Source organism: Streptomyces sp. ICBB 8177 (assembly GCF_003144095.1).
Classification (GTDB): domain Bacteria; phylum Actinomycetota; class Actinomycetes; order Streptomycetales; family Streptomycetaceae; genus Streptantibioticus_D.
Genome location: NZ_NSKH01000018.1, coordinates 2,439,081 through 2,464,867 on the forward strand (window position 1 = coordinate 2,439,081; position 25,787 = coordinate 2,464,867).

Sequence of the window (25,787 nt, forward strand, 5' to 3'; positions counted from 1 at the left end):
CCGGGTCGCGGGTGCGTCGCGCACGTCACCACCCCAAACTTCTCATAAGGTATGAACGGTCAGGGGCAGCGGGATCGGCAGGGAGCACAGACGCCGCGGGAGGCGACCGGGATGCGCATCGGAGTCCTCACCGCGGGCGGCGACTGCCCCGGGCTGAACGCCGTCATCCGCTCGGTGGTGCACCGCGGGGTGGCCGCGCACGGCGACGAGGTCATCGGCTTCGAGGACGGCTTCCGGGGACTGCTCGAAGGCCACGTGCGGCCGCTCGACCTGGACGACGTTGGCGGCGTCCTTGCGCTCGGCGGCACCATCCTCGGCTCCTCTCGGCTGGAGCGCGCACGGCTGGCCGAGGCCGTCGAGGGCGCCCGGCAGCTCACCGCCGAGTACCGGCTGGACGCGCTGATCCCGATCGGCGGCGAGGGCACGCTGACCGCCGCCAAGATGCTGTCGGACGCGGGCATGCCGGTGGTCGGGGTGCCCAAGACCATCGACAACGACATCCGCGGCACCGACCGCACCTTCGGCTTCGACACCGCCGTCACGGTGGCCACCGAGGCGATCGACCGGCTGAAGACCACCGCCGAGTCCCACCGGCGGGTGATGGTGGTCGAGGTGATGGGACGGCACGCGGGGTGGATCGCGCTGGAGTCCGGTATGGCGGGTGGCGCGCACGGCATCTGCGTCCCGGAGCGCCCCTTCGACCCGGCCGACCTGGTCGCGATGGTCGCCGAGCGCTTCTCGCGCCGCAAGAAGTTCGCCGTGGTGTGCGTGGCCGAGGGCGCGCACCCGGCCGAGGGCACGATGGCCTACGGGCGCGGCGCGGTCGACCAGTTCGGCCACGAGCGGTTCTTCGGCATCGGCAACCGGCTCGCCGCCGAACTGGAGAGCAGGCTCGGCACCGAGGCCCGGCCGGTCATCCTCGGCCACGTCCAGCGCGGCGGCGTGCCGACGCCGTACGACAGGGTGCTGGCCACCCGGTTCGGCTGGCACGCGGTGGAGGCCGCGCACGCGGGCGCGTTCGGGATGATGACCGCGCTGCGCGGCACCGGTATCGAGATGGTGCCGCTGGCGGAGGCGGTCGCGGAGCTCAAGCGGGTGCCGCCGGAGCGGATGCGGGAGGCGGAGTCGGTCTTCTGACCGCGCCCGCGTTCACCACAGGGCGCGGGCGGCGGGCGTCACTTCATGCCGAGCAGCGTCCAGAAGCGGTCGAGGACGCCGTCCAGGTACGGGCCGCCCTTGTCCTCGGCCGAGGCCGACGCGCTCCAGCTGAGGGTGGACGCCATCAGCGCGTGGTACTCCTCGTTGATCCGGCGCAGCGCCTCCTCCACGCGTTCGCGTGGCAGCGGCACCATCGCGCAGACCGGGCCCGCGTAGGCCTGCCAGCGCACCTTCGCGGTCGAGCGCAGGTGGTCGGCGAGCTTCTCCGCGCGGCCGGTGACCGCCAGCAGGTCGGGCAGCGGGATGTCGAGCAACTGGCCCAGCAGGGCGCTCTGCCGGGCGTTGCCGCTCCAGCGTCCGCGCTCCTCCATGCGCTCGTAGTCCCCGCGCCGCATGCCGAGTTGGTGGGCGAGGTCGGGGGAGGTGATCCCGCGCGCCCAGCGCCACTCGCGCAACGTGGTGGGACGGCCCAGCAGGTCCGCCGGTGCGCACCACAACGCACCGGCCAGCGCGGTCAGTTCACGTTCGTCGGGTACGGCCTCGCCGCGCTCCCAGGCGAACACGGTGGCGGGGTGAACGCGCAGCCCGTAAGAGGCCCACATTCCATGGGAGATGTTGGCGTGTGACATTCCAAGTTGCTCGCGCAGGCGTCTCGCGGCCACAGGATCGAAGGGGGGTGGCATTCGGACAGAGTAGGGGCGACCACGGCGCGTCACGTACGGTGTGAACCTCCGAACCGGCGGCCGGTCAACGGCGCCCGGTTCGGAGGTTCCTACCGGAACCTACCGTTCACCCGGGGCGCAGCCACAGGGTGGCCAGCGGTGGCAGGGTCAGCTCGACGCTGTTCGCGCGGCCGTTCCACGCCACCGGCTCGGTCTTGACCGGCTCCGGGTTGCCGACCCCACCGCCGCCGTAGCGGGCGTCGTCGGTGTTGAGGACCTCGGTCCACACCCCTCCCGGCTCCGGCACGCCGACCCGGTAGCCGCGCCGCACGACGGGCGAGAAGTTGGTGACGTTCAGCAGCGTGCCGCCCGCGGTGTCGTGGCGGACGAAGGAGAAGACGTTGTCCTCGGCCGCGCCCGCGTCGATCCAGGAGAAGCCGTCCGGGTCGGTGTCGCACTGCCACAGCGCCGGGGTGGCGGCGTACTCGCGGTTCAGGTCGCGTACCAGGTCGCGCACGCCGCGGTGGTCGCCGGCCGCCGAGTACGTCTCGTCCAGCAGCCACCAGTCCGGCCCGTGGTCGTGGGACCACTCCGCTCCCTGCGCGAACTCCTGGCCCATGAACAGCAGTTGCTTGCCCGGGTGGGCCCACATGTAGGCCAGGTACGCGCGGTGGTTCGCGCGCCGCTGCCACCAGTCGCCGGGCATCTTGTCGACCAGCGCCCGCTTGCCGTGCACCACCTCGTCGTGCGAGATCGGCAGCACGTAGTTCTCCGAGTAGGCGTAGATCATGGAGAACGTCATCTCGCCGTGGTGGTACTTGCGGTGCACCGGCTCGTGCGCGACGTACTCCAGCGAGTCGTGCATCCAGCCCATGTTCCACTTCAGCCCGAAGCCCAGGCCGCCGTGGGCGGTGTCGCGGGTGACGCCGTCCCACGCGGTCGACTCCTCGGCGACGGTGACCACGCCCGGGTTGCGGCGGTAGACGGTCGCGTTCATCTCCTTCAGGAACGCCACCGCGTCCAGGTTCTCCCGGCCGCCGTAGACGTTCGGCGACCACTGGCCGTCCTCGCGGGAGTAGTCGAGGTAGAGCATCGAGGCGACCGCGTCCACCCGCAGGCCGTCGATGTGGAACTCCTCGCACCAGTAGACCGCGTTGGCCACCAGGAAGTTGCGCACCTCGGTGCGGCCGACGTCGAAGGTGAGCGTGCCCCAGTCGGGGTGCTCGGCGCGGCGCGGGTCGCCCGGCTCGTACAGCGTGGTGCCGTCGAAGCGGGCCAGCGCCCAGTCGTCCTTGGGGAAGTGCGCCGGGACCCAGTCCATCAGCACGCCGATCCCGGCCTGGTGCAGCGCGTCCACCAGGTGACGGAAGTCGTCCGGGGTGCCCAGCCGCGCGGTCGGGGCGTAGTAGGAGGTGACCTGGTAGCCCCACGAGCCGCCGAAGGGGTGCTCGGCGACCGGCATCAGCTCCACGTGCGTGAAGCCCAGGTCCTTGACGTAGGCGGGCAGTTGCTCGGCCAGCTCGCGGTAGGTCAGCCCCGGCCGCCAGGACGGCAGGTGGACCTCGTAGACGGAGAACGGCGCGCGGTGCACGGGGGTGTCGGCGCGGTGCGCCATCCACTCCTCGTCCCGCCAGGTGTGGTGCGCGGCGGTGACGACCGACGCGGTCGCGGGCGGCACCTCGGTGCGCCGGGCCATCGGGTCGGCCTTCATCCGCCGCTCGCCGTCCGGGCCGGTGATCTCGAACTTGTACAGCGTGCCCTCGCCGACACCCGGCAGGAACAGCTCCCACACGCCGGTGGAGCCCAGCGACCGCATCGGGTTGCCGGTGCCGTCCCAGAAGCAGAAGTCGCCGGTGACCCGCACCCCCCGGGCGTTGGGCGCCCAGACGGTGAACCGGGTTCCGGTGACGCCCTGGTGGGTCATCACCCGGGCCCCGAGCGCCGTCCACAGCTCCTCGTGCCGGCCCTCGCCGATCAGGTGCAGGTCCAGTTCGCCCAGCGCGGGCAGGAAACGATAGGGGTCCTCGGTCTCGTGCTGTGCCTCGTCGTACGTCACGAGCAGCCGGTACGCGGGGATACCGCCCGGCGGCAGGACACCGGCGAACAGTCCGCCGCCCTCGTCCCGCAGCGCGTACCGCGAGCCGTCCTCGACCACCACGACGACGGCGCGCGCGTTCGGCTTCAGCGTGCGCACCACGATCCCGTCCGGGACCGGGTGGGCGCCCAGCAGCGCGTGCGGGTCGTGGTGCTCGCCGTTCAGCAGGCGGTCCCGGTCGCCCTGGTCGAGCGGCGGCGCGGGCGGGGCGGGCAGCGGCGGCGCGGCGGCGCCGGAGGCCGGGCTGCCGGAGCCCGCGCCGAAGCCGGCCGTGCGGGTGGTGGGCGCCACCGGCGCGGTGCCGGAGGCGGGCCTGCGGCGGCCGGTGCCGGGAGCGCGCGCGGCGGCTTCCGGCTGCGTGCCGGGCACCGGCGCGGCGCCGGTCTGCGTCCTGGTCACGGGCGGGTGTTCGCGCGGTGTCACGGTCGGGCCCTCCTCATCGGTCGCGGGGGTGGTGGTCTGCTCGGTGGGAACGGGGGGCCGGCGCGCGGACCGGCGGCGGGCGCTCACGGCGCCGGGGCGGTGGCCAGCCGCTCGACGGCGGCCATCGGGATGGGGAGCCAGTCGGGCCGGTGCCGGGCCTCGTACAGCACCTCGTACACCGCCTTGTCGGTCTCGTACGCGCGCAGCAGCACCGGCGACTCGCGCGGGTCGCGGCCCGCGCGCCGGGCGTAACCGGCGCAGAACGCGGCGCGGTTGGCCTCCGCCCAGGCCGCCGCGTCCGGGTCGGCCGGATCGCGGTGCCGGGCCGCGTAGTCGAAGGAGCGCAGCATGCCCGCGATGTCCTGCACCGCGGGGCGCGGGGTGCGCCGCTCGGCCAGCGGACGGGCCGGCTCGCCCTCGAAGTCGATCAGCACCCAGCCGTCGCCCGCCGTGCGCAGCGCCTGGCCCAGGTGCAGGTCGCCGTGGATGCGCTGGGCGGCCAGCGTCAGGCCGCGCTCACCCAGCCGCGCCAGGTCCTCGAAGGCGCCGCGCAGGCCCCGCGCGTACGGCGCGAGCCGCGGCACCGCGCGGGTGGCCGCGTCCAGGCGGTCGGCCATCGCGGAGGCCAGCAGGCTGATGCGCGCGCCGGTGAGCACGGTGGTCGGCAGCGCGTCGGCCAGCGCGGTGTGCACCTCGGCGGTGGCCTGCCCGAGGGCGTGCGCGTGCGGCGTGAAGTCGTCGCCCACGCCCGCGGGCCGGCCGTCCTGCGCCGCGGTGCGGCCCGCGTCCAGCGCCCGCAGCGCGAGCGTCCAGCCGTCGACCGACCCGGGCAGGAAGCGCTGGAGCAGCCCGAGGGTCGCCGGTTCGTCGTACAGGCCCACCGCCTCGAACCAGGCGACCGGCTCGGCCACCCGCCGCGACCCGGACCGCGCCAGGGCCAGCGACAGCTCCAGGTCCGGATTGGCACCGGGGGAGACCCGCCGGAAGAGCTTCAGGATGAACGTGTCGCCGTACACCACCGAGGAGTTGGACTGCTCGGCGGTCGACAGCCTCGGCGTCAGCCCGGCCGGCAGCGCGGTGCCCGGCTCCGCGCTGAAGCGCAGCGGCCCGGTGCGGCCCGGGGCGCGCAGCCGCTCCAGCAGCAGCCCGGTCAGCCGCTGGTCGTGCAGCGCCTCGTAGACCGTCAGCCCGGCCAGCGGACCGTCCTGCGCCCGGCCCAGCAGCGCGGGCCCCAGCGACGGCGGCAGCACCTCGCGGGTGCCCAGCAGCAGTTGGTAGCAGTCGGGGGTGCCGCCCGGCTGCTGGACCTCCAGCAGCAGATGGAGCAGCCCCGGGGTGCCCAGGCGGCCGTCGCAGGGCAGCACCTCGACCGCGCTGCGCAGGGCCAGGCCGTCGATCGGGCGCCCCTTGCCGGCGAACCACCGCTGCCCGGGCAGCCATTCACGCAGCATCGGCGTGAGCGCGCCGAGCAGCGCCGTGCCCGCGCCGATGTCCCCGGCGGCGCGGGCCGCGGGGGGCGTGTGCTGGACGCGGCCCGGGGCGGTCATGGGGCCGGGGTCCGTACCTGTGCTGGGGCGAAGCCGCGAGGTGTCCGACATGACGTCCTTTCCTCGGGATACGCGCACCCGTCCGATGCGGTGGGGGACCTCAGTGAAAGGGCGCGCGGTGGCAGCTGTCCGGCGGTGCAACCGGGCGGGTCGAGGAACCATCCGTGCAGGTGGCGCAATTGGCGTACGAGGCGGCCCGGTGCGTCGCGTACGGCGCCGGGACCGGCACGGTGGAGCCTGCCCGCGCCCCGGCGGGTGAAACCGGACTCGTGTCCGAGGCGTACCTCCTGACTGGGCGTCGAACGGTCGTGGCTGGTCCCGCGGTCCGCCCGGACGCTCCGGGCGGACCGCGCGGGCCCGCTCTCCCTACTGCGCGTCCCGCCGCAGCCTGAACCAGTAGAAGCCATGGCCGGCGAGGGTCAGCAGGTAGGGGAGTTCGCCGATCGCCGGGAAGCGCACCCCGCCGATCAGCTCCACGGGATGACGACCCTCCCAGGTGTGCAGGTCCAGTTCGGTCGGCTGCGGGAAGCGCGAGAAGTTGTGCACGCACAGGACCAGGTCGTCCTTGTACTCGCGCAGGAAGGCCAGGACGGCCGGGTTGCTGGAGGCCAGCTCCGTGTAGGTGCCCAGGCCGAACGCCGGGTTCTGCTTGCGGATCTCGATCATCCGGCGGGTCCAGTGCAGCAGCGACGAGGGACTGCTCATCTGCGCCTCGACGTTGGTGACCTGGTAGCCGTAGACCGGGTCCATGATCGTGGGCAGGAAGAGCCGGCCCGGGTCGCACGAGGAGAACCCGGCGTTGCGGTCGGGCGTCCACTGCATCGGGGTGCGCACCGCGTCGCGGTCGCCCAGCCAGATGTTGTCGCCCATGCCGATCTCGTCGCCGTAGTAGAGGATCGGCGAGCCGGGCAGCGACAGCAGCAGGGCGGTGAACAGCTCGATCTGGTTGCGGTCGTTGTCCAGCAGCGGGGCCAGCCGCCGCCGGATGCCGATGTTGGCGCGCATCCGCGGATCCTTGGCGTACTCCGCGTACATGTAGTCGCGCTCTTCGTCGGTGACCATCTCCAGCGTCAACTCGTCGTGGTTGCGCAGGAAGATGCCCCACTGGCAGCCGGCCGGGATCTGCGGGGTCTTGGCGAGGATTTCCGAGACCGGGTAGCGCGACTCGCGGCGCACCGCCATGAAGATGCGCGGCATGACGGGGAAGTGGAACGCCATGTGGCACTCGTCGCCGCCCTGCTGGAAGTCGCCGAAGTAGTCCACGACGTCCTCGGGCCACTGGTTGGCCTCGGCCAGCAGCACGGTGTCCGGGTACTGCGCGTCGATCTCGGCCCGCACTCGCTTGAGGAACGCGTGGGTGGCGGGCAGGTTCTCGCAGTTGGTGCCCTCCCGCGCGTACAGGTACGGCACCGCGTCCAGCCGGAAGCCGTCGATGCCCAGGTCCAGCCAGAACCGCAGGCCCGCGATCATCTCCTCCTGCACCCGAGGGTTCTCGTAGTTCAGGTCCGGCTGGTGGGAGAAGAACCGGTGGAAGAAGTACTGCTTGCGCACCGGGTCGAAGGTCCAGTTGGACGTCTCGGTGTCGACGAAGATGATGCGGGCGTCGTCGTAGCTCTTGTCGTCGTCGGCCCACATGTAGTAGTCGCCGTACGGGCCGTCCGGGTTGGTACGGGACTCGATGAACCACGGGTGCTGGTCGCTGGTGTGGTTCATCACGAAGTCGATGATCACCCGCATGCCGCGCTGGTGGGCGGCGTCCACGAACTCCACGAAGTCCGCGAGGTCGCCGAAGTCCGGCAGCACCGCCGTGTAGTCGGAGACGTCGTAGCCGCCGTCGCGCAGCGGCGAGGCGAAGAACGGCGGCAGCCACAGGCAGTCCACGCCGAGCCACTGGAGGTAGTCCAGCTTGGCGGTGAGGCCTTTCAGGTCGCCGACACCGTCGCCGTTGCTGTCCTGGAACGACCGCACCAGGACCTCGTAGAAGACGGCGCGTTTGAACCAGTCGGGATCGCGGTCCTTTGCCGGCGTGTCCTCGAAGGTGTCCTGGACGGGCTCGTTGACGATCAATTGGGTGACCCTCCGATCGGTGAGGACGGTCGCAGCGAGAACACGTGCGCGGGCACCGTGGCCGGGTCCAGCCGCACGTAGTTGTCCCTGCCCCAGTGGTAGGTCTCGCCGGTGAGCGCGTCGCGCACCGGGGTGAACTCGTGCCAGTCCAGGCCGAGTTCCGGCATGTCCAACGACACGGTCGCCTCACGGGTGTGGTGCGGGTCGAGGTTGACGACCACCAGTACGGTGTCGTGACCGCCGTCGGCCGTCCGCGCCCGTTTCGAGTAGGCGATGACGGCCTCGTTGTCGGTGCGGTGGAACCGCAGGTTGCGCAGCCGCTGGAGCGCCGGGTGACGGCGGCGCAGCCGGTTGAGGGTGGTCAGCAGCGGGGCGAGGGAGCGGCCCTGGGCCTCGGCGCCCGCCCAGTCGCGCGGCCGCAGCTCGTACTTCTCCGAGTTGAGGTACTCCTCGCTGCCCTCCCGGTACGGGGTGCGCTCGCACAGCTCGAAGCCGGAGTAGACGCCCCAGGTCGGCGACAGCGTCGCCGCCAGCACCGCCCGGGCCTCGAACGCGGGCCGCCCGCCGTGCTGGAGGTAGGCGTGCAGGATGTCCGGGGTGTTGACGAACAGGTTGGGCCGCAGAACGTGCGCCGTCTCCTGGCTCAACTCCGTCAGGTAGTCGGTCAGTTCGTCCTTGGAGTTGCGCCAGGTGAAGTAGGTGTACGACTGCTGGAAACCGACTTCGGCCAGCGTGCGCATCATCGCCGGGCGGGTGAACGCCTCGGCCAGGAAGATCACGTCGGGGTCGGTGCGGTTGATCTCGCCGATCACCTTCTCCCAGAACACCACCGGCTTGGTGTGCGGGTTGTCGACGCGGAAGATCCGCACCCCGTGATCCATCCAGTGCCGCAGCACCCGCAGCGTCTCCTTCGTCAGACCGCGGAAGTCGGCGTCGAAGGCGAGCGGGTAGATGTCCTGGTACTTCTTGGGCGGGTTCTCCGCGTACGCGATCGAGCCGTCCGCGCGGTGGTGGAACCACTGCGGGTGCTTGGCCACCCACGGGTGGTCCGGTGAGCACTGGAGCGCGAAGTCCAGCGCCACCTCCATCCGCAGCTCCCGCGCCCGCTCCACGAAGGCGTCGAAGTCGGCGAGCGTGCCCAGGTCCGGGTGGACCGCGTCGTGCCCGCCGTCCGGCGAGCCGATCGCCCACGGCGAGCCGACGTCGTACGGGCCTGCCGTCAGCGCGTTGTTGGGCCCCTTGCGGTACGCGCGGCCGATCGGGTGAATCGGCGGCAGGTAGACCACGTCGAAGCCCATCGCGGCGATCGCCGGGAGCCGTTCCGCCGCGGTCCGCAGCGTCCCCGACACCGGCGGCTCGCCGGGCTTGAGGACGGCGCCCTCGGAGCGCGGGAAGAACTCGTACCAGGAGCCGAACAGTGCCCTGCGGCGCTCCACCTGGAGCGGCAGCGGCCGGGTGGCGCTGACCAGTTCGCGCAGGGGATGGCGGCCCAGCACCGCCAGGACCTCGGGCTCCAGGGCCGCCGCCAGCCGGTCGGCGGCGCTCCTGGCCGGGTCGCGCAGCGCGTCCACCACGTCCAGGACGACCGCCCGGCCGTCCTTCTTCGGCACGCCCGCCGCCGCCCTCTCGTGCAGCGCGGCGCCCTCGGTCAGCACCAGGTCGGTGTCGATGCCGGCCGGGATCTTAACGCTCGCGGCGTGCCGCCACGTGCTGAGCGGGTCCGACCAGGCCTCGACGGTAAAGGTCCAGCGCCCTTCGGCCGTCGGGGTGACCTCGGCCCCCCACCGGTCGGTGCCGGGGGCCAGTTCGCGCATCGGCGTCCAGGGGCCGCAGCGGCCCGCCGGATCGCGCAGCACGACGTTGGCGGCGACGGCGTCATGGCCCTCGCGGAAGACGGTGGCGGACACCTCGAACACCTCGCCCACCACGGCTTTCGCCGGGCGGCGCCCGCAGTCCACGAGCGGGCTCGGATCGAGTACCGGGATACGACCGATCATTGGCTCACCTGGGCTTACGTCGTTACGTGGTCTCGGTGCCCCCGAAGCCCTTTCTATCCGCTCGCCCGACTTCGCACTCGGCTGCATGGCCGCTCCCCACCGCGTTCACTCGGTTGGATTTGGATGGCTTCGACGGGAGACCGCGCACCGGTTCCTCCCCCGCGTGCGCGGGCCGAGGGCCGGGACCGCTCACCCCGCCTGGGGCCCGCTCGGCGAGCCCGCCGTGGTGCCGTGCGCGGGCCGCGCCACGGGTCCCCCGCACCGGCTCGCGGCCACGGCGGACCGGCCCGCGTCATGACCCGTGCCCGGGTCACCACGACCGGCCGCACACCGCGGGACCGCACCCGGCGCCCGCCCCGGGAAGCCTTCCCCACCGCGTTGCGGGAACACCCCTCAGACCGGCCCGTCCACCGGCTTCCCCCGCGGGTCGTCCCGGCTCGCCGGGGCAACGGGGGCGCGTTCGGCCGGATCGCGTGCCAAAGGTGCGCTGGTAGTGCGCCCGTGGAGACTCGACGACCCCTCCTGGAACGCCGGACGTCGGGCGAAACGGGCACGCGCGCCGCTACGGTCGTAGGCGTGAAGGCTATCCGTCGATTCACTGTCCGAACGGTCCTCCCCGAACCCCTGCGCCCGCTGGGGGAGCTGGCGCAGAACCTGCGCTGGTCCTGGCATCCGGAGACCCGCGAGCTGCTCCAGTCCGTCGACCCCGGCGGCTGGCGCGCCGCGGGCGGCGACCCGGTGCGGCTGCTGGGCGCGGTGCCCGCCGACCGGCTCGCCGCCCTCGCCAGGGACCGCAGGTTCCTGCGGCGCCTGACCGCGGCGGCCGAGGACCTCACCGACTACCTCACGGGCCCCCGCTGGTACCAGGGCGCCGACCGCGAACTGCCCCGCGCCATCGCCTACTTCTCGCCGGAGTTCGGCATCACCGCGGCCCTGCCGCAGTACTCCGGCGGCCTCGGCATCCTGGCCGGGGACCACCTCAAGGCCGCCTCCGACCTCGGCCTGCCGCTGATCGGCGTCGGACTGCTCTACCGGCACGGATACTTCCGCCAGTCGCTGTCCCGCGAGGGCTGGCAGCAGGAGCACTACCCGGTGCTCGACCCCAACGAGCTGCCGCTGACGCTGCTGCGCGAGCCCGGCGGCGACCCGGCCCGCGTCACCCTCGCCCTGCCCGGCGGCCGCACGCTGCACGCGCAGGTCTGGCAGGCGAAGGTCGGCCGCGTGCCGCTGCTGCTGCTCGACTCCGACGTGGAGGACAACGGCCCCGGCGAACGCGAGGTCACCGACCGCCTGTACGGCGGCGGCAGCGAACACCGGCTGCTCCAGGAGATGCTGCTCGGCATCGGCGGCGTGCGAGCGGTACGCGCCTACTGCCGCGTCACCGGCCACCCGGCCCCCGAGGTGTTCCACACCAACGAGGGCCACGCCGGCCTCCTCGGCCTGGAACGGATCAACGAACTCGCCCCGGAACTCGACTTCGACGCGGCGCTGGAGGCGGTGCGCGCCGGGACCGTGTTCACCACGCACACCCCCGTGCCGGCCGGCATCGACCGCTTCGACCGCGGGCTGATCGGCCGCCACTTCGGGCCCGGCGGCGAACTGCCCGACGTCGACGTCGACCGGGTGCTCGCTCTGGGCGCCGAGAGCTACCCCGGCGGCGACCCGGCGGTGTTCAACATGGCCGTGATGGGTCTGCGCCTGGCCCAGCGCGCCAACGGCGTCAGCACCCTGCACGGCGCCGTCAGCCGCGCGATGTTCGCGGGCCTTTGGCCCGGGTTCGACCCCGAGGAGGTGCCGATCCGGTCCATCACCAACGGCGTCCACGCGCCCACCTGGATCGCACCCGAGGTGTTGCGGCTGGCCGCCCGGCAGGTCGGCGGCCAGCGCACCGAGGACGCCCTGACCGTCGGCGGCGCGGAGCGCTGGGAGGCGGTCGAGTCGATCCCGGACGCCGCGATCTGGGAGCTGCGCCGCACCCTGCGCGAGCAACTGGTCGAGGAGGTGCGCGGCCGGCTGCGCGCCTCGTGGCGGCAGCGCGGCGCCGCGGACCTCGAACTCGGCTGGTGCGACCAGGTGCTGGACCCGTCCGTCCTGACCATCGGCTTCGCCCGCCGCGTGCCGTCCTACAAGCGGCTCACCCTGATGCTGCGCGACCCCGAGCGCCTGGCCGGGCTGCTGCTCCACCCGGAGCGGCCGATCCAGATCGTGGTGGCGGGCAAGGCGCACCCGGCGGACGACGGCGGCAAGCGGCTGGTCCAGGAACTCGTGCGCTTCGCCGACGAGCACCGGGTCCGCCACCGCATCGTCTTCCTGCCCGACTACGACATGGCGATGTCGCAGGCGATGCTGCCGGGCTGCGACGTCTGGCTCAACAACCCCTTGCGCCCGCTGGAGGCCTGCGGCACCTCCGGGATGAAGGCCGCGCTCAACGGCGGCCTCAACCTGTCGGTGCTGGACGGCTGGTGGGACGAGTGGTTCGACGGCGACAACGGCTGGTCGATCCCGACAGCCGATGAGGGCGCGGGCGCCGGGGCGCAGGGCGACGCCGACCGCCGCGACGACATCGAGGCCGCCGCGCTCTACCAGCTGATCGAGTCACGGGTCGCCCCCTGCTTCTACGACACCGACCGGGGGGGACTGCCGCGCCGCTGGATCGAGATGGTCCGGCACACCCTGGTCACCCTCGGCCCGAAGGTGCTGGCGAGCCGCATGGTCCGCGAGTACGTGGACGAGCTGTACGCCCCCGCCGCCAGGGCGCACCGCGCGCTGACCCCTCGGGCGGCGCGCGAGCTGAGCGCGTGGAAGGCCCGGGTGCGCGAGCAGTGGCCCCAGGTGGCCGTCGACCACGTCGAGGCCCAGCCGGCAGGCGGCACACCCGAGTTGGGGTCCTCGCTCACCCTGCGGGTCAAGGTCGCCCTCGGCGATCTGGAACCCGGTGAGGTGGACGTCCAGGCGGTCTCCGGCCGGGTCGACGAGTCCGACCGCATCACCGATCCGGTCGTGGTCTCCCTCAAACCGGCAGGTGGCCGCCCCGACCTCGACGGCCGCAGGCTGTACGAGGGCCCGTTGACGCTGGACCGCAGCGGCCCGTTCGGCTACACGGTGCGCGTACTGCCCGCGCACCCGCTGCTGGCCTCATCCGCGGAACCGGGCCTGATCGCCGTACCGCCCGAGACCACCGGGATGACGGCAGGCGTCCTGCGCTGAGCCTTCCGCCCGCCGCGCCCCGGGGGACCGTTTCCCCGGGGCGCGGCGGCGCGAGCCCCGGCTCACACCAGGCTGTCGCGCCAGGCCCGGTGCAGGCCTGCGAACTCGCCGTCGCAGCGGGTCAGTTCCGACGGCGGGCCGTCCTCCACCACGCGGCCGTCCGCCATCACCAGTACCCGGTCGGCGATCTCGACCGTGGAGAGCCGGTGCGCGATCACGAACGCCGTGCGGCCGCGCAGCACGGTGTGCATCGCGCGCTGCACCGCCCGCTCACCCGGCACGTCCAGCGAACTGGTCGCCTCGTCCAGGATCAGCACCGCCGGGTCGGCCAGCAGCGCCCTGGCGAACGCCACCAACTGCCGCTGGCCCGCCGAGATCCGGCCGCCGCGCTTGCGCACGTCCGTGTCGTACCCTTCCGGCAGCCCGGCGATGAAGTCGTGGGCGCCGATCGCCCTGGCCGCCGCCTCGATCTGCTCGGGCGTGGCGTCCGGGTCACCCAGCGCGATGTTCTCCGCGACGGTGCCGGAGAACAGGAACGCCTCCTGCGTCACCATCACCACCCCGCGCCGCAGTTCGGGCACCGCCAGCTCCCGCAGGTCCACGCCGTCCAGCGTGACCCGGCCGGACGTCGGGTCGTAGAACCTCGCCAGCAGCTTGGCCAGGGTGGACTTGCCCGCACCGGTCGCGCCGACGACGGCGACGGTCTGGCCCGCGGGCACCGCCAGGTCGAAGCGCGGCAGCACCTCGCCACCCGTGCGGTACGCGAAGCTCACCCCCTGGAACGCCACCGCGCGGCCCGGCTGCCCGCTCACCCGCTCCGGCAGCGCCCTGGACTCGGCGGGCTCGGGCACCGACGGGCTCTGCGCCAGCAGCCCGGCGATCTTCTCCAGCGAAGCGGCCGCCGACTGCCAGGAGTTGAGGAACATCCCCAGCGGGTCGATCGGCGCGTACAACCGCCGCAGGTAGAGCACGAACGCGGCCAGCACGCCCAGTTCCAGCGAACCGGCCGCCACCCGGTAGGCTCCCCACAGCACCACCAGCGCCACCGAGGTGTTGGCGATCAGCCACGAGCTGACGGTGAACCGGCCCATCTCCACGATGGCGTCGCCGTTCGCCGCCCGGTGCGCGCTGTTGAGCCGCGCGAACGCCTCGTCGTTGGCGCGCTCGCGGCGGAACGCCTGCACCGGGCGGATGCCGCCCAGCGTCTCGGAGAACCGCACGATCACCGACGCCATCGCCGCCGACCGCCGGGTGTAGACCCGCTTGGAGCGCCGCCGGAAGCGGCGGACCGAGAACACCAGCGGCACCGCCGTCGCCAGCGAGAACAGCCCCAGCTTCCAGTCGAGCCAGATCAGCACGCCCGCGATGTACAGCACGGACAGGCCGACGTTCAGCAGCTCCTGGAGGCCCTCGGTGAGCAGCTCGCGGATCGCCTCCACGTCGGAGGTGGCCCGGGCGATGATCCGGCCGGAGGTGTAGCGCTCGTGGAAGTCCAGGCCCAGCGCCTGCGCCTGCCGGAAGATGCGGCCGCGCAGCTCCAGCAGCACGTCCTGGCTGACGATCGCCGAGGACCGGATGAACGTGCGTTGCAGCCACCCGCCGAGCAGGGCGCAGCCGATGTAGCCGACCGCGGTGGCGATCAGCGGGCCCCGGTCGTGGGCGCGCAGCGCGGGCACGGCGCGGTCGATCGCGTACGCCACGACCAACGGGCCCGCCTGCACCGCGGCCTGCTGCACCAGCAGCATGATCGCGGCGCACCAGGCGCGCACCTTGTGCGGTCCGACCAGTTCGCGCAGCAGCGCCCGGGACGCCCCCGGCGGGGCGGGCAGCACGTCGCGGTCGTACGGGTCGCGCCGGGCGGGGGAGCGCCCGCCGGAGTCCGGCCGCGTGCCGTCCGGGTCCCGGGCGTCGTCGGCGCGGTCGGCCGGGGTCGTCGTGGCGGAGGTCACGCGGCGCTCCTCTCGTCGGTGCCGCCGGACATCAGCCACCGGTACTCGGCGCTGGTGGCGAGCAGTTCACGATGGGTGCCCACGGCCGCGATCCGGCCCCGCGACAACAGCGCGACGCGGTCGGCGAGTTGGACGGTCGACGGGCGGTGCGCCACGACCAGCGCGGTCGTGGTGGCCAGCACCTGCCGCAGCGCGGCCTCCACCAGCGCCTCGGTGTGCACGTCCAGCGCCGACAGCGGGTCGTCGAGCACCAGGAACCGGGGTCTGCCGACCACCGCGCGAGCCAGCGCCAGCCGTTGCCGCTGCCCACCCGACAGGCTCAGACCCTGCTCGCCGACCTGGGTCTCCACGCCGTCCGGCAGGTCGTGGACGAAGCCGCACTGCGCGATCGCCAGCGCCCGCCGCAACTCCTCGTCGCTCGCGTCCGGGGCGCCCATCAGCACGTTCTCCCGCACGCTGGCGGAGAACAGGGTGGGGTCCTCGAAGGCGGTCGCCACCAGCGAGCGCAACCGGTCGCGCCGCATCGACGCGGCGTCCGCGCCGTCCAGCGTGATCCGGCCCGCGCTCACCTCGTACAGCCGAGGTATCAGCGTGGTCAGCGACGTCTTGCCGGAGCCGGTCGCGCCGACCAGCGCCATCGTCTCGCCCGAGCGGATGTGCAGGTCGATCCCGGTGAGCAGGTCGGGCGTCCCGGCGGGCGCGTCCGGATACCGGAACCGCACCCCGCTGAACCGGATGCCGTCCGCGGCGCGGTCCGCCTCCGCCTCCGCGCAGTCCGCTGCCTGTCCGCCGTCCGCCCGCCCCTCGTCGTCCTCCGGCGCGTCGGGCGGTACGGGGGTGTCCATCACCTCGAAGTAGCGGTCGGCCGCCGTGGCCGCCTCGTTGCTGAGCGACAGCAGCCAGCCCAGTGACTCCACCGGCCAGCGCAGCGTCAGCGCGGTGGACAGGAAGGCGACCAGCGTCCCGGCCGACACCGTGCCGTCGCAGACCTGGACGCACCCGGCGACCAGGGCCGCGCCCAGCGCGACGTCGGGCAGGCCGGTGATGACCGCCCACAGGTCGCCCAGCAGCGCCGCCTTGCGCAGTTCCGTCCGGCGCAGGGCGTGCGACTGGTCGCGGAAGGCGCGGGCCTGGCTGCGGTGCCTGCCGAAGGCCTTGATGATCCGGATGCCGAGCACCGACTCCTCGACCAGCGTGGTCAGATCGCCGATCTGGTCCTGCGCCCGGCGGGCGGCCAGCGAGTAGCGCGACTCGAAGTACGAGCAGAGCACCACCAGCGGCACCACCGGGACGAGCAGGATGAGGCCCAGCGTCCACTGCTGCGTCAGCAGGATCGCGAAACCGACCACGATGGTGGCCGAGTTGACCGCGAGGAAGACCAGCGGGAAGGTCAGGAACATCCGCAGGATCTGCAGGTCGTTGGTGCCGCGCGAGAGCAGCTGCCCCGACCCCCAGCGGTCGTGGAAGGCCACCGGCAGCCGTTGCAGCCGCTGGTAGAGGTCGCGGCGCAGGTGCGCTTCCAGGCTGGCCATCGGGCGGGCCACCAGCCAGCGGCGCACCCCGAACAGCCCGGCCTCCAGCACCCCCAGCAGCAGCACCAGCCCGCCGCCGAGCCACACGCCCGCCGGGTCGTGCCGCGCGACGGGGCCGTCCACCAGCCACTTGAGGACCAGCGGGATCAGCAGCGACAGGCACGAGGCCAGCACCGCCACCCCGGCGGACCCGAACAGCCGCACCGCGACCGGCCGCACGTAGGGCCACAACCGCGCCAGCGACCGCGCCGCCGACCGCTTCCCGGCCGCCGGGCCACTCGTGTCGGCCCGATCGATCCCGTCCGCCCGCCCGCCTCCGCCGTCGTCCCGCCCGCCGCCCTCGTGGTCCTGGCCGCTTTCGCCGTCCCGCTCGCCGCGCCCGCCCTCGGTCATCGCGATGCCCCCTTCACCGTCCGAGACTAGAGGCGGGCACTGACAACGCTCATCCCGTTTTCGGCCCGGCCCGCCCGGCGTCCACCGCCTCAAGGAGCAGCACGCTGCGCTCCCGCACCGTCACCGCCTCCCCGCCCCGGTGCCGCAGCGGCGGGGTGCCGTACTCCCAGGAGGTGTCCACCACCACGTCGTACGCCGACGCCCACGGCGGCCCCGGCAGGGTGAACGCGACGGGCGCGGGGCCCGCGTGCAGGACGGCCAGGAAACTCGCGTCACGCACCCGGCGCCCCCGCGGATCGCGCCCCGGCAGGTCGCGGCCGGACAGGTACATCCCCAGCGTCGCCCTTGGCGCGAACCAGTCCCCCTCGGCCATCTCCCGCCCGTCCGGCCGGAACCATGCCAGGTCCCGCACCCCGCGCGGCGTCGGACGCCCGGAGAAGAACTCGGAGCGCCGCAGCACCGGATGGGCCCGCCGCAGCGCGACCAGCCGCGCCGTCAGGTCGGTGAGCGCCCGCCACTCGGGCTCGCGGGCGAGCGACCAGTCGACCCAGGAGGTCTCGTTGTCCTGGCAGTAGGCGTTGTTGTTGCCCCCCTGGGTGCGGCCCATCTCGTCGCCCGCCACCAGCATCGGCACCCCGGTCGACAGCAGCAGGGTGACGAGCAGATTGCGCAGCTGACGCCTGCGCAGCGCGCCGACCCCGCCGCCGACCGCCCCGCCGGCCCCGCCGCCGTCCGCCGCGCCGGCCCCGGCGCCGTACGCCGCGCCGACCGGACCGCCATCAGCACCGGCCGCACCGGCCGCGCCCGGCTCGTTCCGCGCGCCGATGCCCTCCCGCTGCGCCGGCTCGCCTTCCACCCCGCAGTTCCAGGAGCGGTTGTCGTCCGTGCCGTCGCGGTTGTCCTCGCCGTTGGCCTCGTTGTGCTTGCGCTCGTAGGAGACCAGGTCGCGCAGGGTGAAACCGTCGTGCGCGGTCAGGAAGTTGACGGAGGCGCACGGGCGCCGCCCGCCCCAGGCGTACAGGTCGCTTGAGCCCGACAGCCGGTAGCCGAGGTCGGCGAGGTCCCGGGCCGCGCCGCGCCAGAAGTCGCGTACGGCGTCGCGGTAGCGGTCGTTCCACTCCGACCACGGCGGCGGGAACGCGCCCACCTGGTAGCCGCCGGGACCGACGTCCCACGGCTCGGCGATCAGCTTCACCCCGCGCAGCACCGGGTCCTGGGCCACCGCGGCGAGGAACGGCGCGAGCATGTCGGGCGCGCCGTCGCGCGGGGAGCGGGCCAGCGCCGCCGCCAGGTCGAACCGGAAACCGTCCACGCCCATCTCGGTCACCCAGTACCGCAGTGAGTCGGTGACCAGCCGCAGGGTGCGCGGATGCCCGGTGCCGAGAGTGTTGCCGCAGCCGGTGTGGTCCACGTACCGCCGCGCGTCGTCCGCCAGCCGGTAGTACGCGCGGTTGTCGATGCCGCGCAGGGACAGCGTGGGCCCGAACTCGCCCGCCTCGGCGGTGTGGTTGTAGACCACGTCGAGGATCACCTCGATGCCCGCCGCGTGCAGCGCGCGCACCATCCGCCGGAACTCGCCGACCTGCTGCCCCCGGGTGCCGGACGAACTGTACGCGGCGTGCGGCGCGAAGTAGCCGATCGGGTTGTATCCCCAGTAGTTGCGCAGGCCCCGCCGCAGGAGGTGGTCCTCGTGCGCGAACTGCTGCACCGGCAGGAGTTCTACGGCCGTCACCCCGAGCCGCCGCAGATGGCCGATGGCCGCGGGGTGCGCCAGGCCCGCGTAGGTGCCGCGCAGTTCCGGGGGCACCTCGGGGTGGCGCATGGTGAAGCCGCGCACGTGCAGTTCGTAGACGACCGTCTCGGCCCACGGCGTGCGCGGCCGCTCCCGCCGCCAGGCACCGCCGCCGTCCGCCGCCTCCCCGCTGCCGACCACCACCGCCTTCGGCACGTACGGCGCCGAGTCCCTGCCATCGCGCACGGTGTCGGCGACCGCCTGGTCGGGCCAGTCCCGTACGTGCCCGTAGACGGCGGGCGGCAGTGCGAACTCGCCGTCCACCGCGCGGGCGTACGGGTCCAGCAGCAGCTTCGCCGGGTTCCAGCGGGCGCCGGTCCACGGGTCCCAGCGGCCGTGCACCCGGTAGCCGTACGCCTGCCCGGGGCCGACGCCGGGCAGGAAACCGTGCCAGACCTCGTGGGTGGACTCGGTGAGCGGACAGCGCGTCTCGGTGCCGTCCGCGGCGAACAGGCACAGCTCCACGGCCTCCGCGCCGCCCGCCCACAACGCGAAGTTGGTGCCCGGCACTCCGTCGGGACCGCTGCGCGGGGTCGCGCCCAGCGTCTCCGGGTCGCCCGGCCAGACCGGTGGCCCCGGCACGGCGGCCAGCACCACCGCCCCGGCGGGGCTCGGCAGTTCTTCGGCTGCGCTCGACACGTCCAGGCCTCCCGCGGCTCGACGGCACCCGGGCGCGCCCCCGCGGGACGCGTGGCCGCCCCCGGCGTCCCGTGCCGCGGACGGATCCCGTTCCTACGAGAAGTTCCTTCCCTGTTGGCCGCTCGTCGTCACAGCGTTTGCCGGGCAAACGAGTGGGCGGCCGCACGCCGCGGACCCGCGGCCATCACGCCCGCGCCGCCCGGTCGTTTGACCCGGCGTGATCAGCGCAGCGAAGCACCGCCTCCGGGCGGCCGGGGCGACGGCCGCCGCCGTGGCCCTGGCCGCGCTCTCGGCCCTCGTTCTCGCCGGCGACACCGGGCACCCGCCCGCGCCCCGGCCCCCGGTCGCCGCCCGGCCGGAACACCGCGCCATGTTCACCGGGTTCACCGGCTCCTACACGCCGGACGCCGGGGCCACCGTCGGCACCGGGATGATCGTCTCCATCGTCTTCGACCACCCGGTCGCCGACCGCGCCGCCGTCCAGCGGGCCGTCAGCGTCCGGGCCACCCCCTACGTGCCGGTGGCCGGGCACTGGTTCGGCGACCGGCGCCTGGACCTGCGGCCGCAGGCGTTCTGGGCTCCCGGCACCCGGGTCGACCTGCGCCTGCGGCTGCGCGGGGTGCGGGGCGCGCCGCACACCTACGGCACGCAGGACGAGGACGTCGTCTTCCGTGTCGGCCGCGCCCAGACCGACACCGTGGACACCGACGCCCACACCCTGACCGTGCGACGCGGCGACCAGGTCGTGCGCACCCTCGCGGTCAGCGCGGGCGGCCCGCAGCACGCCACGTACGACGGGCTGATGGTGATCAGCGAGAAGTTCCCGGTGACCCGGATGAACGGCTCGACGGTCGGCTTCGGCGGGGAGTACGACATCCCGGACGTGCCGCACGCGATGCGCCTGACCGACTCGGGCACCTTCCTGCACGGCAACTACTGGTCGCCGCCCGGGGTCTTCGGCACCGCCAACACCAGCCACGGCTGCGTCGGCCTGCGCGACGTCAAGGGCGGCGGCGCGCACACCCCGGCGGGCTGGCTGTACGCCAACTCCCTGATCGGCGACGTCGTCGAGGTGACCGGGGGCCACGGCGGCCCCGTCGCGCCCGACAACGGACTCGGCGGCTGGAACATGCCGTGGTGGCGCTGGACCGGCGAGCCCGCCCCCCGGCACCGTACCTCCGCGTCCGCCCAGGCCCACGCCTCCGCCGCGTCCGCCCAGGCCCACGCCTCCGCCGCGCCCACCCGCCCCGCGGCGACGGCTTTTGCTACGCAACGGTGACAATCCCGTGGCCGTCGGCTCATCGGCCATGTGATTGTGTGAGAACCCTGTGAGGGCCAAGTGACGTGATCCCCGGGGGGATCGGCACGACGCCGACCGGGCAGTTATGTGGGCGACGGTTCGCGCGAGGGGAGTGCAGAGGGTGAAGCGGATAGGTACGGCGGCGTCCGGGGCCCGGCGGGGTCTGCTGGCGGGGGCGGTCGGCGCGATACTGCTGCTGGCCACCGCGTGTGGCGGCCACGGCGGCACCGGTTCCGGCGCGGGGAGCTCCGGCGAGTCGGCCGCCAAGACCTCGCAGGCCGTGGTCACCGTCCTGCCGCGGGACGGCGCGACCGACGTCGCCACCAGCGGGGCCCTGAAGGTGACGGCCGCGCACGGCAGGCTCACCCAGGTCGAGGTCAAGGACGGCAAGGGCACCGAGGTGCCGGGGAAGGTCACCCCCGACGGCACCGGCTGGACGCCCGACTCCCACCTCGCCGTCTCCACCAAATACACGGTCGACGCGGTCGCCAAGGACGACCAGGGGCGCCAGTCGGCCAAGCACGCCACGTTCACCACGGTCGTGCCGAAGGACTCCTTCATCGGCTTCTTCACCCCCGACGACGGCACCACGGTCGGCGTCGGCACCGAGGTCTCCCTCAGCTTCAACCGGCCGATCGACGACACCAAGGCGGTCGAGGACGGCATCAAGGTGACCGCCTCGCCCTCCGTCCCGGTCGTCGGCCACTGGTTCGGGAACCAGCGCATCGACTTCCGCCCGGAGAACTACTGGGCGCCGGGCACCAAGGTCACGCTCAGCCTGCGCCTGGACGGCGTCCAGTCCGCCCCCGGCGTCTACGGCAGCCAGAGCAAGGACGTCCACTTCACCATCGGCCGCAACCAGGTCAGCTACGTGGACGCCTCGACCCACGAGATGCGGGTCACCCAGAACGGGCAGACGATCAAGACCATCCCGATCTCCGCGGGCAGCCCCGAACACACCACGTACAACGGCAGGATGGTGATCAGCGAGAAGGACCCGATCACCCGGATGAACGGCTCGACGGTCGGTTTCGGCGGCGAGTACGACATCCCGGACGTGCCGCACGCGATGCGCCTGACCCAGTCCGGCACCTTCATCCACGGCAACTACTGGGGCGCCGACTCGGTCTTCGGCAGCGAGAACACCAGCCACGGCTGCGTGGGCCTGCGCGACGAGAAGGGCGGCGGCGAGAACGGCACGCCCGCCGCGTGGTTCTACGACCACTCGATGATCGGCGACGTGGTGGTGGTCTCCAACTCCCACGACCACACCGTCGCCCCCGACAACGGCTTCAACGGCTGGAACATGCCGTGGTCGCAGTGGACCGCCGGCCAGTAGGCCCCCGCACCCCGCCGCACCGACCGGAACGGCCCGCCCTGGCGGGCCGTTCCGCGTTCCCGGGCGCTACGGTCACCCCATGACTGTTCACCTTGAGGCCGCCGACGGGGTCGGCGTCATCCGCCTGGACCGCCCGCCGATGAACGCGCTGGACGCCGCCACCCAGGACGCCCTGCGCGACGCGGCCACCGAGTGCGCCCGCCGCGACGACGTGCGGGCCGTCGTCGTGTGGGGCGGGGAGAAGGTGTTCGCGGCCGGCGCGGACATCAAGGAGATGCAGGCGATGGGCTACGAGGAGATGGCCCTGCGCTCCCGCGAGCTCCAGGACTCCTTCACCGCCGTCGCCCGCATCCCCAAGCCCGTCGTCGCCGCCGTCACCGGCTACGCGCTGGGCGGCGGCTGCGAGCTGGCGCTGTGCGCCGACATCCGCGTCGCCGCCGAGAACGCCAGGCTCGGCCAGCCGGAGATCCTGCTCGGGCTGATCCCCGGCGCGGGCGGCACCCAGCGGCTGGCCCGCCTGGTCGGCCCGGCGAAGGCCAAGGACCTGATCTTCACCGGCCGCCAGGTCAAGGCCGACGAGGCGCTCGCCATCGGCCTGGTGGACCGGGTCGTCCCGGCGGAGAAGGTCTTCGAGGAGGCGCACGCATGGGCCGCGCGGCTGGCCAAGGGCCCGGCGCTGGCGCTGCGGGCCGCCAAGGAGGCGGTGGACGTGGGTCTGGAGACCGACCTGGAGACGGGCCTGGCCGTCGAACGCGGCCTGTTCGCCGGGCTGTTCGCCACCCAGGACCGCGAGACCGGGATGCGCAGCTTCGTGGAGGAGGGCCCGGGCAAGGCCAAGTTCGCCTGAACGCGGCCGCCTTACGCTCGTGTGGGTGACGGAAACGGTGGCGAAGTGGTCGCGGATGCCCTTAAACAGGCCTTAAAACAACCTTAAGGAACTCCGTTTCCCGGCCGGCTCGTCACCGCCCGTCGGTGGGTGATCACAGCAGGTCAGTGCGCTCATCACGGTGAACGCCCCGCTCAGGGCCCGGGAGCGGTGCCCGGCGGGCGTGGCCGGTAACCGCCCCGTCCGGGCGGCCGGTTCCTCCGCTTCGGGCCCCAAGGCCTTCCTGACCGGCCATCATGAACTCATGGCCGGTCAGGGAGGATCCGAGCAGTCGCAGGCTTCGGGCGCCACGGCGGTGGCGGTCGCGGGAGCGGTGCCGCACGACACCGGCACCCTCGAACTGCTGGGCAACCCCTCGGTGGAGGAGGTCTGCCTCACCTCCCGCCCCGAGTCCGCCGCCACCGCCCGCCGCCTCTCCCTCGCGGTGCTGCGTGCCTGGCAGTTGGCGCCGCTGGGCGACACCTGCGAACTGCTGGTGTCCGAACTCGTCGGCAACGCCGTCCGGCACACCGGTGCCCAGACCTTCGGCCTGCGGATGCTGCGGCGGCGCGGCTGGATCCGGGTCGAGGTCCGCGACCCCTCCCGGGCCCTGCCGTGCCTGCTGCCGGTACGCGAGCTGGACGTCAGCGGCCGCGGTCTGATGCTGGTGGACCGCCTCTCCGACCGCTGGGGCGTGGACCTGCTGCCGCGCGGCAAGACCACCTGGTTCGAACTGCGGGCCCTGGAACGCTGACCGCCCGCCGCGGCACCCGGGTCAGCCCAGCGTGCTCGCCAGGCCGATCGGCTTCGGCTCGGTCTGGTGCAGGTCGAACACCAGGACCTCGTTGCCTCCGCGGCGCAGCCACGGCGCCGGGCAGTACAGCCGCCGCTGCGGGCCGAGTCGCCAGTAGCGGCCCAGGTTGGTGCCGTTGACCCAGACCACGCCCTTGGTCCAGCCCGACAGGTCGAGGTAGGTGTCGGCGGGCTCGTCCAGGTCGAGCGTGGCGCGGAAGAAGAGGCCGGGGCGGTGCGGGTCGCTCACCTTCGGGCGAAGGCCGCGCACGAACCGCTCGTCCATCGGCAGCAGGTGGGTCTCCCATCCGGTCAGCGGGTCGCCGCCGGCCAGGGTGACCGACTCCAGGATGCCCTTGCGGTCCACCAGCGCGTGGCCGTAGTTGGTGCGGCCCATGCCCTCGACCAGGATGTCCAGCACGCAGGCCGCGTCCTGGCCGGCGGGCAGGGTGAGCGGCGCGTTGCCGTTGGTCACGTTCAGGTCGCTCGCCAGGGCGTCCGGGATCCGCGGGCGCGAGAAGCCGCCCGCGTAGGCCCCGTCCACGAAGACCGTCGCGTAGTCGTGCACCCAGCGGATGTCCAGGGCGCCGCCCGCGTAGTCCGCCAGTCGCTTGCGGTACAGCACGAAGCCGGAGTTCTGCCCGTACGTCTCGAACGGCTGCGGGTGCACGGTGTCGGCGGCGGGCAGCGCGGGCGGCAGGTTGTCCCAGACCGAGGCGAACGGCCGCGGTGTGACCGAGAGTCCGGCAAGCGTCGGCACCGGGTCGGGCACGGCGGGCAGCGGCGCGGACAGGTAGCCGCCGATCAGGTCGCGGTAGGTGTCGTAGCGCGGGCCCTTGGCCCCCTGCTCGGTGACGGGGGCGCAGTAGTCGTAGCTGGTGATGTCCGGCTGGTAGTCGCCGGACAGGTCGTCGGCGTTGGCGCCCGCGAAGAAGCCGAAGCTGGTGCCGCCGTGGATCATGTAGAGGTTGAACGACACCTTGCCGTCCATCAGCCCCTTCAGCGTCCCGGAGATGTCGGAGTCGGCGCCCTGGAAGCCGTCGTCGCCCCAGTGCGTCAGCCAGCCCGGATACACCTCGCCGGCCATCGCGGGCACGGAGGGGAACGCGGTCCGCGCCTGGGCGACGGAGGGCGCGTCGCCCCCGCTGAGCGCGACGGCGCCGCCGGGGACGTTCGTGTGGTTGGCCTCCACCTGCCCGAGACCGTCCTCGGTGTAGAACGGGCCGTCCACTCCGGCCTCGATCCACGCCTGGCGGACCTCGGCCAGGTAGGTGGCGTCGTTCCCGTAGGAGCCGTACTCGTTCTCCACCTGCACCATGAGGACCGGTCCGCCGTTGGCCACGAGCAACGGCCGCACGATCCGGGCGAGTTCACGGACGTAGCGGCGGGCTGCGGCCATGTAGTGCGGGTCGTCGGCGGCGCGCACCCGCAGTTTGATGTCGGGGTACCGCAGCAGGTACGGCGGGATGCCGCCGAGGTCCCACTCGCCGCACACGTACGGGCCCGGGCGCAGCAGCACCCACATGCCCTCCTCCTGGCAGATCCGGATGAAGGAGGCGACGTCGCGGCGGTCGGTGCGGAAGTCGAAGACGCCGGGGCGCTCCTCGACGTAGTTCCACATCACGTACAGCGAGACGGTGTTCATGCCCATCGCCTTCGCCATCCGGACCCGGTGCCGCCAGTACTGAACCGGGATGCGCGCGGGGTGCATCTCTCCGCTGCGGATCTGGAACGGCTCCCCGTCCAGCAGGAAGGCGCTGCCGTCCGGGGCGAAGGAGAACGCGTGGCCGCCGGGCGACGGCGCGTTCGCGGCGAAGGCGGTCCCGGCGTTCACCGCCATCGCCGCGACCGGGCTCAGCGCGCTGACCATCAGGAAACGACGTCTGTCCACGGGTGACTCCCCAGGGGGGTGGGAATTCCGGCGGACCGGACGCTAGTTGAGCGGCCGCGTGTTTGTCTATGATGGATTCAGTGCTGATCCGATCAATTTTGTGCAGCGGTGGGGAGGTTCGGGGTCTCAGGGATCTTCG

Annotated in this window: 15 protein-coding genes; 6 read left to right on the plus strand and 9 right to left on the minus strand. The window is 73.2% G+C overall.

Annotated features, from left to right (window positions below):
- The first annotated feature begins 111 nt into the window (after positions 1 to 111).
- Positions 112 to 1,137, plus strand: coding sequence for an ATP-dependent 6-phosphofructokinase (locus tag CK485_RS19510; RefSeq protein WP_109452286.1), 1,026 nt, complete (start codon positions 112 to 114; stop codon positions 1,135 to 1,137).
- 38 nt (positions 1,138 to 1,175) lie between these two features.
- Here the strand turns inward: CK485_RS19510 and CK485_RS19515 are convergent, their stop codons facing one another.
- From CK485_RS19515 to CK485_RS19530, 5 genes are all read right to left on the minus strand, one after another.
- Entirely contained in the window at positions 1,176 to 1,787 is a 612-nt protein-coding gene (locus CK485_RS19515; RefSeq protein ID WP_241968407.1) for an XRE family transcriptional regulator, read from the minus strand.
- Between the two features lie 160 nt (positions 1,788 to 1,947).
- A complete protein-coding gene (gene glgB / locus CK485_RS19520) occupies positions 1,948 to 4,284 on the minus strand; it encodes a 1,4-alpha-glucan branching enzyme (RefSeq protein ID WP_241968491.1) in 2,337 nt (778 codons plus the stop codon).
- Positions 4,285 to 4,421: 137 nt separating this feature from the next.
- Positions 4,422 to 5,789, minus strand: coding sequence for a phosphotransferase (locus tag CK485_RS29755; RefSeq protein WP_241968492.1), 1,368 nt, complete (start codon positions 5,787 to 5,789; stop codon positions 4,422 to 4,424).
- A 462-nt stretch (positions 5,790 to 6,251) separates the two neighbouring features.
- Positions 6,252 to 7,952: a maltose alpha-D-glucosyltransferase gene (gene treS / locus CK485_RS19525; protein WP_109452292.1), complete on the minus strand. Its 1,701-nt coding sequence runs from the start codon at positions 7,950 to 7,952 to the stop codon at positions 6,252 to 6,254.
- Positions 7,949 to 9,949 (minus strand): alpha-1,4-glucan--maltose-1-phosphate maltosyltransferase, encoded by a 2,001-nt coding sequence (locus CK485_RS19530; protein ID WP_109452294.1) that lies wholly within the window; start codon positions 9,947 to 9,949, stop codon positions 7,949 to 7,951. Before CK485_RS19530 ends, treS begins: the two co-directional genes overlap by 4 nt.
- A 576-nt stretch (positions 9,950 to 10,525) precedes the next feature.
- Between CK485_RS19530 and glgP the strand changes: the two genes are divergently transcribed.
- Complete coding sequence (gene glgP, locus CK485_RS19535; RefSeq protein WP_109452296.1) at positions 10,526 to 13,156, plus strand: alpha-glucan family phosphorylase; 2,631 nt, start codon at positions 10,526 to 10,528, stop codon at positions 13,154 to 13,156.
- Positions 13,157 to 13,218: 62 nt separating this feature from the next.
- Here glgP and CK485_RS19540 read toward each other — a convergent pair whose 3' ends face one another.
- Genes CK485_RS19540 through glgX form a run of 3 tightly spaced genes read right to left on the minus strand, consistent with a single transcriptional unit; the run spans position 13,219 to position 19,440 of the window.
- Positions 13,219 to 15,105 (minus strand): ABC transporter ATP-binding protein, encoded by a 1,887-nt coding sequence (locus CK485_RS19540; RefSeq protein ID WP_109452298.1) that lies wholly within the window; start codon positions 15,103 to 15,105, stop codon positions 13,219 to 13,221.
- Positions 15,102 to 17,030, minus strand: coding sequence for an ABC transporter ATP-binding protein (locus CK485_RS19545; protein ID WP_109452300.1), 1,929 nt, complete (start codon positions 17,028 to 17,030; stop codon positions 15,102 to 15,104). The genes CK485_RS19540 and CK485_RS19545 overlap by 4 nt, the downstream gene beginning before the upstream one ends.
- A gap of 49 nt (positions 17,031 to 17,079) precedes the next feature.
- Positions 17,080 to 19,440: a glycogen debranching protein GlgX gene (glgX, locus tag CK485_RS19555; protein ID WP_241968493.1), complete on the minus strand. Its 2,361-nt coding sequence runs from the start codon at positions 19,438 to 19,440 to the stop codon at positions 17,080 to 17,082.
- Positions 19,441 to 19,678: 238 nt separating this feature from the next.
- On the opposite strand from glgX, the gene CK485_RS19560 reads away from it, so the two are divergent.
- From CK485_RS19560 to CK485_RS19575, 4 genes are all read left to right on the plus strand, one after another.
- Entirely contained in the window at positions 19,679 to 20,740 is a 1,062-nt protein-coding gene (locus CK485_RS19560; protein ID WP_241968408.1) for an Ig-like domain-containing protein, read from the plus strand.
- Between the two features lie 142 nt (positions 20,741 to 20,882).
- On the plus strand, positions 20,883 to 22,100 hold the full coding sequence (locus CK485_RS19565; RefSeq protein ID WP_241968409.1) for an Ig-like domain-containing protein: 1,218 nt from the start codon (positions 20,883 to 20,885) through the stop codon (positions 22,098 to 22,100).
- A 79-nt stretch (positions 22,101 to 22,179) separates the two neighbouring features.
- On the plus strand, positions 22,180 to 22,947 hold the full coding sequence (locus tag CK485_RS19570) for an enoyl-CoA hydratase-related protein (protein ID WP_109452304.1): 768 nt from the start codon (positions 22,180 to 22,182) through the stop codon (positions 22,945 to 22,947).
- Between the two features lie 283 nt (positions 22,948 to 23,230).
- A complete protein-coding gene (locus tag CK485_RS19575; RefSeq protein WP_109452312.1) occupies positions 23,231 to 23,719 on the plus strand; it encodes an ATP-binding protein in 489 nt (162 codons plus the stop codon).
- A 21-nt stretch (positions 23,720 to 23,740) separates the two neighbouring features.
- Here CK485_RS19575 and CK485_RS19580 read toward each other — a convergent pair whose 3' ends face one another.
- Positions 23,741 to 25,648 carry a beta-galactosidase gene (locus CK485_RS19580; RefSeq protein ID WP_199239394.1) on the minus strand — a complete coding sequence of 636 codons (1,908 nt, stop codon included), beginning with the start codon at positions 25,646 to 25,648 and terminating at the stop codon, positions 23,741 to 23,743.
- Positions 25,649 to 25,787: the final 139 nt, after the last annotated feature.